The sequence below is a fragment of the Variovorax sp. YR266 genome, assembly GCF_900107295.1.
Classification (GTDB): Bacteria; Pseudomonadota; Gammaproteobacteria; order Burkholderiales; family Burkholderiaceae_C; genus Variovorax.
In genome coordinates, this window is the sequence record NZ_FNPM01000004.1 from 513,910 (window position 1) to 527,416 (window position 13,507).

A 13,507-nucleotide genomic window follows, 5' to 3' on the forward strand; every position below is an offset into this window, starting at 1 on the left:
TCAGTGCTTCTTCAGCAGAACGCGCACCGCCTCGGGCAAGGAGTTGACCTGCGGCATGAAGTGATCGAGCAGCGCGCCGAGGATCACCGCGCTCGCGACCGCACCCAGCAGCGGCTTCCACGTGAGCCGCACGGCGGCCATGAGCCAGCCTTCGCGCGCCACCCGCACTGCGGCGCGCGCCGACACGTACGAGAAGGCGACTTCGATGGCCACGGCCAGAAGAGCGTCCCAGCTGAAGTACAGCAGCACGAGCGAGCCGGCGCCGAACAAGATGGCCACGCAGATCAGGAAGATCGCGACCACCGGCACGACGATGATCGCGCCTTCGTCCGCGGAACCGGCGACTTCGAGCGCGCCGCTCGCCACGTCGGACAGGGCACTGCCATCGCCGCCATGGGCATCACCGACGCTCACGTGGCTCTGGGAGCCGCCGCCGCGTCCGCTGCCGAAGTCCAGGTCGGGCGCATCGACATCGAAGTCCGTCCTGCGGCCCTCGACCAGCCGCCTGGCCCACCAGCGCAGCACCAGCAGATAGCCCAGGTACCCCACGCCCAGCGTGAGGAAGTAGCGCACCGCCAGCGAATCGACATGCAGCAGGTGCATCTGCAGCGCCGACACGCCCCACATCAGCAGCAGCGTGAAGGTGCCGATCAGGATGCCGTGCGTGCGCAGGCTGTAGTCGCGATGCAGGTCGCGTTCGACCTGCGTTTCCCACAGGCGCACGGAGCGCCAGTTGGAAAGGATCTTCATTGACCTTCGACGGGAGCGAAGGGTACGCGCTGCGCCACGGCGCACATCAGTTCATAGCCGACGGTGCCCGCGGCTCGCGCGACGTCGTCGATGGGGAGCACGGCGCCCGTCTTGGCCGACTTGCCCCACAGCGTGACCTCGCTGCCGAACTTGGCGTCGGGCACGTTCGTGAGGTCGACGGTGATCATGTCCATGCTCACGCGGCCGACCATGCGGGTGCGCACGCCGTTCACCAGCACCGGCGTGCCGGTGTTGCAGTGGCGCGGATAGCCGTCGGCATAGCCGACTGCCGCCACGCCGATGGTGAGGGGGCCCTCGGCCGTGAAGTTGGAGCCGTAGCCGATGGTGTCGCCGGCCTTCAGCGTCTGCACCGAGATGAGCTGGGTCGACAGCGTCATGGTGGGCTGCAGTTGCCAGTGCGCCGAATCGTGTTCGGGAAAGTCGGGCGCGCTGCCGTACAGCAGGATGCCGGGGCGCACCCAGTCGCCACGCGTCTGGTCGGCGTGGCGCAGGGTGGCGGCGCTGTTGGCGATGGAGCGTTCGCCCGGCAGGTCGCGGGTGACACGCTCGAAGGTCTCGAACTGGTGGCCGATGCCGCGCGCGCCGTCGGCGTCGCTGAAGTGGGTCATGAGCGAGATCTCGTCGACCTGCGTGAGCGCATTGAGACGGGTCCAGGCGGAGCCGAAGCGCTCGGGCGTGAAGCCCAGGCGGTTCATGCCCGAATTCATCTTCAGGAACACGCGCTGCGGCTTCAGGGTCTTGTGGGCGGCGAGCATGTCGATCTGCTCGTCGCAATGCACGGTGTGCCAGAGGTCCAGCCGCGAGCACAGCTCCAGGTCGCGAGCGTCGAACACGCCTTCCAGCAGCAGCACCGGGCCGCGCCAGCCGAGGGCGCGCACGCGCTCGGCTTCGGCCAGATCGAGCAGCGCGAAGCCGTCGGCGCCGCGCAATCCCTCATAGACCCGCTCGATGCCATGGCCATAGGCGTTGGCCTTGACGACGGCCCAGACGCGGGCTTCAAGGGCCGAGCGGCGCGCCCGGTCGAGGTTGTGACGCAGGGCGTCGGTATGGACAGTGGCGAGTATGGGACGCGGCATGGGTGGTTCCGGGAGAGACTCGGGGACAATGCAGACCACGTTTTAGCATCTTCGGGAATGAGGTCGAACACCGTGGGGACGCCGGATTCCGCGTCGCACCCCCGTGCTATAACCGCCCATTCGCCCGCAACGCGACACTTTTTCACTACCGCCAGCAGACCCTCTGGCCAGCCAGCCCATCGATGAAGCGCGGTTTCTACACGATCATGTCGGCCCAGTTCTTTTCGTCGCTGGCCGACCAAGCGCTTTTCGTTGTTGCCGTCGATCTCATGCGAAGTTCGGGCGCGCCTGAATGGCAGCGCGCGGCACTGGTGCCGATCTTCGCGGTCTTCTATGTGGTGCTGGCGCCGCTGGTGGGTGCCTTTGCCGACGCCCTGCCCAAGGGCAAGGTGATGTTCATCAGCAATGCCATCAAGGTGGTGGGCTGCCTGATGATGCTGTTCGGCTCGCACCCGCTGCTGTCCTATTCGATCGTGGGGCTGGGAGCTGCGGCCTACTCGCCGGCCAAGTACGGCATCCTGACCGAGCTGCTGCCGGCGTCCCAGCTGGTTAAGGCCAACGGCTGGATCGAGGGGCTGACCATCGCGTCGATCCTGCTGGGCATCGTGCTGGGCGGCACGCTGGTGGGGCATTCCATCTCCAGCAAGCTGCTGGCCTTCGATCTCCCGTTCATCGACACCGGCATCGACACGCCGGCCGAGGCCGCAATCGCGGTGCTGATCTTCGTCTACGTGCTGGCGGCCTGGTTCAACACGCGCATTCCGCACACCGGCGTCGAGATGCGCCCGCTGCGCTCCAACCCCGAGCACGGCATGGCGCGCAACATCGCCGCGCTGCTGCCCGACTTCTGGCATTGCAACGCCCGCCTTTGGCGCGACCGCCTCGGCCAGATCTCGCTGGCCACCACCACGCTGTTCTGGGGCGCTGGCGGCAACCTCAAGTACATCGTGCTGGCCTGGGCTTCGCTGGCGCTGGGCTACAACACCACGCAGGCCTCGGCGCTGACGGGTGTGGTGACCATCGGCACGGCCGTGGGCGCCATCGTCGCCTCGATGCGCATGCGGCTGGACATGGCCACGCGCGTGATCCCCATGGGCATCGCGATGGGGCTGATGGTGATCTGCATGAACTTCATCAGCAACGTCTGGCTGGCGGTGCCGTTCCTGATTTTGCTGGGCGGCCTGGGCGGCTTCCTGGTGGTGCCGATGAATGCGCTGCTGCAGCACCGCGGCCACAACCTGATGGGCGCGGGCCGCTCCATCGCGGTGCAGAACTTCAACGAGCAGGCCTGCATTCTTCTGCTGGGCGGCTTCTACAGCGTGTGCACGGGGCTGGGCCTGTCGGCTTACGGCGCGATCAGCGCGTTCGGTCTCGTCGTGGCGGGCTGCATGTGGCTCATCAAGCGCTGGCACGAGAACAACCTCAAGAAGTACCCTGAAGAGGTCGAGCACCTCTTGGCCATCGCCCGTAGCGACAAGCATCACTGACATCGCGCGCCCGCGTTGGTGAAACGGCCGGCGCGCCCGGCGCTCCACCCTTTTCCAACGCCACCATGCCCGCGCTCGCCCTGATCTTCAACGCCTTCGTCTGGGGCGTTTCGTGGTTTCCCTTCCGCCAGATCGCAGGCCATGGCATGCATCCGCTGTGGGCCACCTGCCTCATCTACCTGGCCATCGCGACGGTGATGGGCCTCATGCGCCGGCACGCGTGGAAAGGCTTCGCGGCCTTTCCGATGCTGGCGGTGCTGGGCTTCGCGGCCGGCTTCACCAACGTGGGTTTCAACTGGGCCGTAACGCAGGGCGACGTGGTGCGCGTGGTGCTGCTGTTCTATCTGATGCCGCTGTGGAGCGTGCTGCTGGGCTGGCTGCTGCTGGGTGAGCGGCCGACCGGCGGCGCGCTCGCGCGCGTGGCGCTGGCGCTGACCGGCGTGGTGGTGGTGCTGAAGGCGCCGGGCGCCGACTGGCCGGTGCCGTCGAGCCTGCCCGATTGGCTGGGCGTGGCGGCGGGCTTCGGCTTTGCCGTTACCAACATCGCGCTGCGCCATCTGCGGCAGGCCCCGGGCGAGTCGCGCGCGCTGGCAATGTTCTGCGGCTGCGCCATCGTGGCCGGCATCACGGCGCTGGGCGGCACCGCGCTCGGCGCGTTCGATTCGCCGCTGCACGCATCGCCGGGCTGGCTCGGCTGGGCGGTGCCGCTGGGCATAGCGTTCGTCTTCGCCAATGTGTGCCTGCAGTACGGCGCAGCCCGGCTCGCGGCCGCCGCAACCTCGGTAATCATGCTGTCGGAGGTGCTGTTCGCGAGCGTGTCGTCGGTGGCGCTGGGTGCGGCCGACATGAGCCCGCGCATCCTCGCTGGCGGCGCGCTGATCGTGCTGGGCGCCGTCTGGGCAGCGTTTGCACGAACGCCCGCGCGGCGCGATGATCGCGCCTCTTCTCCCATCTGAGGAACAACAGCATGACCAGCGTCTACGACTTCGAGGCCAACCAGATCGACGGCAAGCCGGTGAAGCTCTCCGCCTTCAAGGGCAAGGTGCTGCTGATCGTCAACACCGCCAGCAAATGCGGCTTCACGCCGCAGTTCGCGGGGCTGGAGGCGCTGCATGAGAAGTACGCCGACCAGGGGCTCACGGTGCTGGGCTTTCCGTCGAACCAGTTCGGCGCGCAAGACCCGGGCAGCAACGAGGAAATCGGCGCCTTCTGCACCAGGAACTATGGCGTGAGCTTCCCGATGATGGAGAAGATCGACGTGAACGGCAGCAACGCCGCGCCGCTCTACCAGTGGCTCACCAAGGAAAAGCCGGGCCTGCTGGGCAGCACGGCCATCAAGTGGAACTTCACCAAGTTCCTGATCGGGCGCGACGGCAGCGTGCTCAAGCGCTATGCGCCGCTGGACACGCCAGCCTCGCTCACGCGCGACGTAGAGGCCGCGCTGGCGGCGGGCTGAAGCCCCCTCTGCCCTGGCCGCTCAGAACCTGAAGTCGGCCGTCTTCGAGCCCCCGCCCACCGTCACGCTCTGGGTCTTGGCGCCTTCGCCGGGCATGGCCGCATCGATCACGTAGCGCCCGTTCGGCAGGTCGACCAGGCAGACCGGGCCGCTGGCGCGGAACGCCAGTGCGGCGGCGTTGTTGGCGTCACCGCCCTTGATCGTCACGTCGACATTGGCCAGGTAGGCGCCATCGGCGCGCGCGAACAGCAATGCCAGCGGATGGTCCTTCATGGCGGCGCGCATGGCCGTCGATTCGTCGGAGCCGATACCACCGCACACATAGCGCGCCGGGCCCGCGCCCTGCCAGGGCGGCATGGCGCCTTGCGCCTGCGCGGCCACCGCACCGGCCGCGCAGGTGCAGGCCAGCAGCACGCGCCGCAGCGTGGAAGGAATAAGGGATGCGACAACATGGGACATGGCACTGGCTCCTTGCAGATTCGGTGCAGCCATGATGCGCCGCGAACCGGCTTCGCGCGAGTCGGACCAACACCCTCCTGCTTGTGCGATCAGGCCTTGTCAGACAGCGCCGCGTCCAGCAGTTCGACCCAGTGCCGCACCGGCGTGTCGCCGCTGCCGCTTTGCAGGTGCGTGATGCAGCCGATGTTGGCCGACGCGATGGTGGTGGGCTGCAGCTGCTTCAGGTGGCCGAGCTTGCGGTCGCGCAGCGGATAGGCCAGCTCGGGCTGCAGCACCGAGTAGGTGCCGGCCGAGCCGCAGCACAGGTGTGATTCGTTCATTGCCACGCGAATGTCGAAGCCGAGCGCGCGCAGGTGCGTCTCGACGCCGCCGCGCAGCTTCTGGCCGTGCTGCAGCGTGCACGGCGGGTGATAGGCCACCACGCCCGCAGGCGCCTTCACGCGGGCCTTGAGCGCGGGCACGAGATCGGGCAGCAGCTCGCTCAGGTCGCGCGTGAGCTCGCTGATGCGCGCGGCCTTCAGCGCATAGGCAGCGTCGTGCTGGAGGATGTGGCCGTACTCGCGCACGGTGACGCCGCAGCCCGATGCGTTCATGACGATGGCTTCGACTCCACCTTCATCAGGACGGCGCTCCACCAAGGGCCACCACGCGTCGATGTTGGCGCGCATCTGCGCCTTGCCGCCGTCCTGGTCGTTCAGGTGGAACTTCACCGCGCCGCAGCAGCCGGCCGCCGGCGCAATCACCGCCTGGATGCCGGCTGCGTCAAGCACGCGCGCGGTGGCACTGTTGATGTTGGGCATCATCGACGGCTGCACGCAGCCCGCGAGCATCAGCACCTTGCGTGCATGCGTGGCAGTGGGCCATGCGCCGGCTTCCTGCTTCGCGGGCACCTTGGCTTTCAGCGCCTCGGGCAACAGGCCGCGCACCGACTGGCCGAGCTTCATCGCGGGGCCGAAGAGCGGCGACGACAGGCCCTCCTTCAACAGCCAGCGCTGTGCCGACTCCATCGCGGGGCGCGGCACCTTCTGGTCGACGATCTTGCGGCCGATGTCGACGAGGTTGCCGTACTGCACGCCGCTCGGACAGGTGCTTTCGCAGTTGCGGCAGGTGAGGCAGCGGTCGAGGTGCAGCTGCGTGCTGCGCGTGGGCTCCTTGCCCTCGAGCACCTGCTTGATGAGGTAGATGCGCCCGCGCGGACCGTCCAGCTCGTCACCGAGCAGCTGGTAGGTCGGGCAGGTGGCGGTGCAGAAGCCGCAGTGCACGCACTTGCGCAGAATGGCTTCGGCTTCGCGGCCTTCGTCGGTGCCTTGGAATTCGGGAGCGAGCTCGGTTTGCATGTCTGTCGGTTCTTGTTTTACGTGGGCGCGAGCAGGCAGCCGCGGTTGAAGATGCCGTGGGGGTCGAACTCGCGCATCAGCGCGCGCTGGATGCGTTCGACAGGAGAGCTCAGTACATCGAAGCGCGGGACACTGCCTTGTTGCGTGCCTGAGCCGGGCAGACGGAACAGCGTGGCATGACCACCCGCCGCGCGTGCGATCTCGCGGATGGGCGCGGCCTGTTCGGGCGGCGCCTTGTACCAGCGCTGACCGCCGTGCCATTCGATCAGCGGCGCGGCGCCGTCGAGCGAGAGCACGGGCGCTGTCTGCGGCACCGACAGGCGCCACAGCGCATCCGTGCCTTCGTTCGTGGCGAACCACGGCAGTTGCTGGTCGCGCAGCGATTGCCAGTCGGCGGCGGCGCGCGCGTTGTCCTTGCGCTCGCCGCCGAGGTGCGCGCATGCCGCTTCCACCGCGGCGACCGCACCGCGCAAACGCAGGTAGAGCGCGCCCTGCCCTTCGTATTCGAACCAGCAACTCGCGTTGAGCGGCAGCGGCCGGCCGCCCCACTCATTGAGCAGCCGCAACGCATCGGTCTGGTTGCAAGCGAACTCGAGCGTGGCTTCGGCGGGCGCCACGGGCAGCACCTTGAGACTCGCCTCGACGATCACGCCCAGCGTGCCGAGCGAGCCGGCTAGCACGCGCGAGACGTCGTAGCCCGCGACGTTCTTCATCACCTGGCCGCCGAAGGTCAGCACCTCGCCGCGGCCGTTGACGATCGTGGCACCGAGCACGTAGTCGCGCACCGCGCCGACGCTGGCACGCGCCGGCCCGCTGAGGCCTGCGGCGACCATGCCACCGACGGTGCCGTTGCTGCCGAAGCACGGCGGCTCGAACGGCAGGCACTGGCCCTTTTCTGCCAGCGCCGCTTCGAGTTCAGCGAGCGGCGTACCGGCACGCGCGGTGACGACCAGCTCGCTGGGCTCATAACTGGTGATGCCGGCGAGCGAACGCGTGTCGAGCAGCTCGCCTTGCGGCGGCTCGCCGTAGAAATCCTTGGTGCCGCCGCCGCGAATGCACAGCGGCGTGGCGTCGGCAGTGGCGGCGCGGATGCGCTCGACGACCTGGTGAAGTGCGTTGTCCATCGTCATCAGAACCTCGGCAGATCCGGATGCTGCAGCTTGCCCCCACGCACGACCTGCTTGCCGTACTCGGCGCAGCGCTGCAGCGTGGGAATCACCTTGCCGGGGTTCAGCATGCCCTCGGGATCGAAGGCGCGCTTGACGCCGAACATCTGCTCGTTCTCCGCGGCGGTGAACTGCACGCACATGCTGTTGAGTTTTTCCACGCCCACGCCATGCTCGCCCGAGACGGTGCCGCCCATCGCGACGCTGGTCTCCAGGATGTCGGCGCCGAACAGCTCGCAGCGGTGCAGCTCGTCGGGGTCGTTGGCGTCGAACAGCACCAGCGGATGCAGGTTGCCGTCGCCCGCGTGGAACACGTTGCAGCAGCGCAGGTTGTATTTCTTCTCCATCTCCTGGATGGCCAGCAGGATGTCGGCCAGGCGCTTGCGCGGAATGGTCGAGTCGAGGCACATGTAGTCGGGGCTGATGCGGCCCGAGGCGGGAAACGCGTTCTTGCGCCCGCTCCAGAACTTCATGCGCTCTTCTTCGCTGCTGCTCACCGCGATGGCGGTCGCGCCGCAGCCACGCAGCACGGCGGTCATGCGGCCGATTTCTTCTTCCACTTCCTCGGGCGTGCCGTCGGATTCGCACAGCAGGATGGCGGCGGCATCGAGGTCGTAGCCCGCGCGCACGAAGTCTTCGACGGCGGCGGTCATGGGCTTGTCCATCATCTCCAGCCCTGCCGGGATGATGCCGGCCGCGATCACCGCGGCCACTGCGTCGCCGGCTTTGCGCACGTCGTCGAAGCTGGCCATGATGCAGCGCGCGAGCTGCGGCTTGGGCACGAGCTTGACGGTGACTTCGGTGGTCACGGCCAGCATGCCTTCGCTGCCGATGACGAGCGCGAGCAGGTCGAGCCCCGGCGCGTCGAGCGCCTCGCCGCCGAATTCGATGGGCTCGCCTTCGGCGGTGAAGCCACGCACGCGCAGCACGTTGTGCAGCGTCAGGCCGTACTTCAGGCAGTGCACGCCGCCCGAGTTCTCGGCCACGTTACCGCCGATGGTGCAGGCGATCTGGCTCGACGGATCGGGCGCGTAGTAGAGGTTGAAGGGCGCGGCCGCCTCGCTGATGGCCAGGTTGCGCACGCCGCACTGCACGATGGCCGTGCGGCTGACCGGGTCGATCTTCAGGATGCGGTTGAACTTGGCAAGCGACATGGTCACGCCCATGGTGTGCGGCATGGCGCCGCCCGAGAGCCCGGTGCCCGCGCCACGCGCCACCACGGGCACGCCGAGCTGATGGCAGGTCTTGAGCACGGCGGCCACCTGCGCCTCGGTTTCGGGCAGGGCCACCACGAGCGGGCGGGCGCGGTAGGCGGTGAGGCCGTCGCACTCGTAGGGGGTGGTGTCTTCTGCGTGCCAGATCAGGGCGTGGGCTGGCAGATGAGCCTGCAGCGCTCGCACCACCTGGGACTGGCGCTCTGTTTTCTGTAGCGAATCGTTTTGCGTGGGGGTGAGCGGCGCGTTCATGCGGCGACCTCTTTTCTTCTGCTCGCGGGATGTCTCGGTTCTACCCGCACTCTACGGACATTGCGGCAGGCCCGGGTTGATGGATTTTTGCCGGGCGCTTGAAAGAACTTCGCGGGTTCAGCGCAGGCTCTGTTCGAGCCAGTCGGCAAAGGCCGCGCATTCCCAGCGCTCGAGCGTGCCCGGCTGCCAGCAGATGTAGTGCCGGTGCGGCGACAGCACAGCCTGGTCGGACAGCGCCACCAGCCGGCCCGATTCGAACCACGCCGCGCCCATCTTCTGCCGTACCAGCGCCACGCCGAAGCCGCTGGCCGCGGCGTCGTACACAAGCCCCAGGTCGTTGAACTGCGAGCCGATGTTCGGCTCGGGCTGGTCGAGCCCGCAGCTCGCGAACCAAGTGCCCCAGGGTTCGAGCGGGCTGCGGATCAGCCGTGCGCTGGCAATCTCCGCCGCAGTGCGAAAACCGGTGAAGGGGCCGAACTCGTTGAGGTAGCTCGGGCTGCAGGCGGGCACGACCTGCTCCTCGAGCAGGAGCCGGTGCTCACAGTCGGCGTACCCGCCGGGGCCGTAGCGCACTTCGAGGTCAGCCTGCTCGGCCGTGACGTCGAGCAGCGGGATCGACACCTGCAGCACCAGTTCGATGTCTGGATAGATGTTGCGGAACAGCTCCAGCCTCGGCATGAGGAACTGGCGGCTGAAGGTCGGCGTGACGGCGATGCGCAGGCGCGTGGCGCGTTGGGCTGCGTTGGCGCCGAGCGGCGTGGCCTGCAGCGCAGCAAGCCCCGTGCGCACGTTCGCGAGGTAGGCTGCACCGTCGGCCGTGAGGCTGAAGTCGCTGCGGCCGAAGAGCTTGAAGCCGATGTGCGATTCGAGCTGCCGGATGCGGTGGCTCACCGCACTGGGCGTGACGCACAACTCATCGGCTGCGCGGCCCGCGTGGCGCAGCCGGGCCACTGCCTCGAAGGTCAGCAGGCACTGGATGGGTGGGATGTGTTGCAGGGCCATGCGGTTCTTGTGCTTTTGTTCAGGGCGCGTGCGAATAACACCGGGTACTCCCCTGCGCGAATGTCCCCCGTCGGCGTGATCGCGCGCCCTGAACAAACCACGTCACAACTCACCCTAGTCCTCAAAGAAGCTGACCGGCAACCCAGGCGTATCGACGCGCATCGAGATCACCGTGCCCGAGGCGGGCAATCGCTCGATCTCGGCGACAGGCCGACCCTTGCGGCCGCTGGTGACGAACAACGTCTTCAGGTCATCGCCGCCGAAGCAGGGCATGGTCGGGCATTGAACAGGCACGGGAACAAAGGCCACGATTTCGCCCGAAGGTGCAAAGCGCAGCAGCTGCGCGCCTTCGAACATGGCAACCCAATAGTGGCCTTGCGCGTCGATGGTGGCGCCGTCGGGGCGGCCTTGGTAGCCCATCGGTGCTTCGGGCGTCCAGCCCTCAGGCTTGGCGTCGAACTGGTGGAACACGCGGGCGTGCGAGAGCGAGTTGCCTTCGGCGTCCCAGTCCCACGCGCACACCACGTGCGCGGCGGTGTCGGCCCAGTAGAGGGTGCGGGCATCGGGCGAGAAAGCGAGGCCGTTGGCGGTGGTGGACTCGTTGGCCATCTGCGTCAGCGTGGGCGAGACGCCGGTGTCGGGGCGTGCATCGAAGCAATAGAGCGCGGCATTGGCGCGGTCCTTGGCTTCGTTGAGCGAACCGCCCCAGAAGCGGCCCAGCGCATCGCACTTGCCGTCGTTGAAGCGCATGGTGCGCACGTCGTGCTCCACGCGCGCCATCGCGACCAGTTCGCCGCCCCACTCGCGCGCGCGGTAGATGCCGTCGCGCAGCGCAATCACGAGGCCGCCGCTGCGCGCGGGCGCCATGCAGCCGGGCTCGGTGGACAGCGGCCATCGCTCGACCCTGGCATTGGCGGAGCCGATGTCGCCGCGGGTGCGCAGCACGGCGCGGCCGGGAATGTCGAGCCAATAGAGCGAGCGCTCCTGGGGATGCCAGAACGGCGACTCGCCGAGTTCGCAGAGGCTGTCTTCGAGGGAGGTCCACATGGTGTCGCGATTGTGCCCCCGGCCATCGCGGCAAAGGGCAAAAAAAAGCCCGCTGGCGCCGGAGCGCTTGCGGGCTGAACATCCAAAGGAGACCTCGCTTGAAAAACTCGTTACGAAGAATTGTTCTTGTAAAAGGTGGTGGTGGTCGTTTCAGTGGCGGGGCTGCCCGAAGGCAACCCGGCCAGAGCAGATCAGCGGTTGTAAGCCGTTTCGCCGTGCGACGAGATGTCGAGGCCTTCGCGCTCTTCCTCTTCCGACACACGCAGGCCGAGGGTCAGGTCGGCGATCTTGTAGGAGATGAAGGCAACCACGCCGGACCACACGACGGTGAGCGCCACGCTCTTGATCTGGATCCAGACCTGTGCACCCATCGCGAAGGTGTCGGGCGTTGCGCCGCCGGTGCCGCCGAGGCCCTTGGCCGCGAACACGCCGGTCAGGATGGCACCCAGGATACCGCCCACGCCGTGCACGCCGAACACGTCGAACGCGTCGTCGGCACCGAGCATGCGCTTCAGGCCGCCCACGCCCCACAGGCAGATCAGGCCGGCCAGCAGGCCCAGCACGATCGAACCCATCGGGCCGATGAAACCGGCGGCAGGCGTGACGGCCACGAGGCCGGCAACGGCACCGGACGCGGCGCCCAGCATCGAGGCCTTGCCCTTGTGCAGGCTTTCACCCAGGATCCACGACAGGGCCGCGGCAGCGGTGGCGAGCACCGTGTTGATGAAGGCCAGGCCGGCGACGGCGTTGGCAGCACCAGCCGAGCCGGCGTTGAAGCCGAACCAGCCGACCCACAGCAGCGAAGCGCCGACCATGGTGAGCGTGAGCGAGTGAGGCGTGAACGCTTCCTTGCCGTAGCCGACGCGCTTGCCGACCATGTAGGCGCCAACCAGGCCAGCCACACCGGCGTTGATGTGCACCACGGTGCCGCCAGCGAAGTCGAGTGCGCCGTCCTTGCCCAGCAGGCCGCCGCCCCACACGATGTGGGCGATCGGCACGTAGCTGAAGGTGAACCACAGCACCGAGAACAGCAGCACGGCCGAGAACTTGGCACGCTCTGCGAACGCGCCGACGATCAGCGCCACGGTGATGGCCGCGAAAGTGCCCTGGAAGGCGACGAACACGTATTCGGGAATCGTGGTCAGCGCGCCGAAGGTCTCCTGCGTGATGCCCTTCATGAAGATCTTGTCGAATCCTCCGAAGAAGTTGCCGTCACCGGAGAAGGCCAGGCTGTAGCCGTAGATGGCCCACAGGATGCTGATCAGCGAGAAGATCACGAAGACCTGCATCAGCACCGACAGCATGTTCTTCGAGCGGCCCAGGCCACCGTAGAACAGCGCGAGGCCGGGAATGGTCATCAGGATCACGAGAAGCGTCGAAGTCAGCATCCAGGCGGTGTCGCCGGAGTCGATCTTCGGAGCGGGTGCGGCGGCGGGCGCCGCGGGAGCTGCGTCGGCGGCAGCGGCCGGAGCTGCTGCGGCTGCAGGCGCGGCAGCGGGGGCCGATGCCGACGCGGCCGGTGCTTCGGCCGTGGCCGCAGCGGGGGTTTGCGCGAAGCCGGCAGTACCGGCAGCCAACACGCTCAAGCCGAGCGCAAGAGAGACAAGCAGTTTTTTCATAATCGTTGTTCTTTCGGGCCTGGACTCGATCAGAGGGCTTCGCGGCCCGTTTCGCCGGTGCGGATGCGCACGACTTGTTCGAGGTTGTAGACAAAAATCTTGCCGTCGCCGATCTTGCCGGTGCGTGCCGCGCCTTCGACAGCCTCGATCACGCGATCGACCAGGTCGTCGGAGACGGCCGCTTCGATCTTGACCTTGGGCAGGAAGTCGACCACGTACTCCGCGCCGCGGTAGAGCTCGGTGTGGCCCTTCTGGCGACCGAAGCCCTTGACCTCAGTGACGGTAATCCCCTGCACGCCGATGGCCGACAGTGCTTCGCGCACCTCATCGAGCTTGAACGGTTTGATGATGGCTGTGACCAGCTTCATGAGTTTTCTCCTTCGGATGGAAATGGAATGGCGCGGCAGCTTGGGCCGCACCTCGTTGTTGTATGGATTACAGCGTCTTCGTCAGCGTGAGGATGAAGCGCGCCTTGTTCGGCGAGTAGGTCGTCTGGCCGAAGGTGCCGAAGCCGAGGTCGACGCCCGGGTTGGCCACTGCCAGGTACGAGCTCTTCTTGTTGGCGCCCTGCACCGAGCCGGTCAGCGACAGGCCGTTGCCGAAGTCGTAGCTCGCGCCGAC

The 13,507-nt window shown here is 67.4% G+C and carries 13 protein-coding genes and 1 pseudogene; 3 read left to right on the top strand and 11 right to left on the bottom strand.

The features are described from left to right. Together BLW48_RS14270 and alr are read right to left on the bottom strand one after the other, a co-directional pair. Entirely contained in the window at positions 1–750 is a 750-nt protein-coding gene (locus tag BLW48_RS14270) for a hypothetical protein (RefSeq protein ID WP_093175608.1), read from the bottom strand. Beyond that, the gene (alr, locus tag BLW48_RS14275; protein WP_093175610.1) at positions 747–1,847 is read right to left on the bottom strand and encodes an alanine racemase; all 1,101 of its coding nucleotides are present in this window, start codon (positions 1,845–1,847) and stop codon (positions 747–749) included. Before alr ends, BLW48_RS14270 begins: the two co-directional genes overlap by 4 nt. Before the next feature lie 182 nt (positions 1,848–2,029). Here alr and lplT point away from each other — a divergent pair, with 182 nt between their 5' ends. From lplT to BLW48_RS14290, 3 genes are all read left to right on the top strand, one after another. Then, entirely contained in the window at positions 2,030–3,334 is a 1,305-nt protein-coding gene (gene lplT / locus BLW48_RS14280; protein ID WP_093175613.1) for a lysophospholipid transporter LplT, read from the top strand. A gap of 65 nt (positions 3,335–3,399) precedes the next feature. Continuing rightward, positions 3,400–4,290 carry a DMT family transporter gene (locus BLW48_RS14285; RefSeq protein ID WP_093175615.1) on the top strand — a complete coding sequence of 297 codons (891 nt, stop codon included), beginning with the start codon at positions 3,400–3,402 and terminating at the stop codon, positions 4,288–4,290. 11 nt (positions 4,291–4,301) lie between these two features. Then, the gene (locus BLW48_RS14290; protein ID WP_093175618.1) at positions 4,302–4,790 is read left to right on the top strand and encodes a glutathione peroxidase; all 489 of its coding nucleotides are present in this window, start codon (positions 4,302–4,304) and stop codon (positions 4,788–4,790) included. A 21-nt stretch (positions 4,791–4,811) separates the two neighbouring features. Here the strand turns inward: BLW48_RS14290 and BLW48_RS14295 are convergent, their stop codons facing one another. The 9 genes and pseudogenes from BLW48_RS14295 to BLW48_RS14335 all read right to left on the bottom strand — a co-directional run. Next, entirely contained in the window at positions 4,812–5,249 is a 438-nt protein-coding gene (locus tag BLW48_RS14295; RefSeq protein WP_093076682.1) for a hypothetical protein, read from the bottom strand. A gap of 89 nt (positions 5,250–5,338) precedes the next feature. Further along, positions 5,339–6,586 (bottom strand): glycolate oxidase subunit GlcF, encoded by a 1,248-nt coding sequence (glcF, locus tag BLW48_RS14300; protein ID WP_093175621.1) that lies wholly within the window; start codon positions 6,584–6,586, stop codon positions 5,339–5,341. 17 nt (positions 6,587–6,603) lie between these two features. Beyond that, on the bottom strand, positions 6,604–7,710 hold the full coding sequence (gene glcE / locus BLW48_RS14305; RefSeq protein ID WP_093175689.1) for a glycolate oxidase subunit GlcE: 1,107 nt from the start codon (positions 7,708–7,710) through the stop codon (positions 6,604–6,606). A 5-nt stretch (positions 7,711–7,715) separates the two neighbouring features. Continuing rightward, on the bottom strand, positions 7,716–9,218 hold the full coding sequence (locus BLW48_RS14310) for an FAD-linked oxidase C-terminal domain-containing protein (protein WP_093175623.1): 1,503 nt from the start codon (positions 9,216–9,218) through the stop codon (positions 7,716–7,718). A gap of 117 nt (positions 9,219–9,335) precedes the next feature. Next, positions 9,336–10,220: a LysR substrate-binding domain-containing protein gene (locus BLW48_RS14315; protein WP_093053249.1), complete on the bottom strand. Its 885-nt coding sequence runs from the start codon at positions 10,218–10,220 to the stop codon at positions 9,336–9,338. 114 nt (positions 10,221–10,334) lie between these two features. After that, on the bottom strand, positions 10,335–11,267 hold the full coding sequence (locus BLW48_RS14320) for an SMP-30/gluconolactonase/LRE family protein (protein WP_093175626.1): 933 nt from the start codon (positions 11,265–11,267) through the stop codon (positions 10,335–10,337). 191 nt (positions 11,268–11,458) lie between these two features. Beyond that, entirely contained in the window at positions 11,459–12,886 is a 1,428-nt protein-coding gene (locus BLW48_RS14325) for an ammonium transporter (protein WP_093175630.1), read from the bottom strand. Positions 12,887–12,915: 29 nt separating this feature from the next. Further along, complete coding sequence (glnK, locus tag BLW48_RS14330; RefSeq protein WP_007833403.1) at positions 12,916–13,254, bottom strand: P-II family nitrogen regulator; 339 nt, start codon at positions 13,252–13,254, stop codon at positions 12,916–12,918. Between the two features lie 67 nt (positions 13,255–13,321). Beyond that, a pseudogene (locus BLW48_RS14335) lies at positions 13,322–13,507 on the bottom strand (hypothetical protein); the annotation flags it as partial.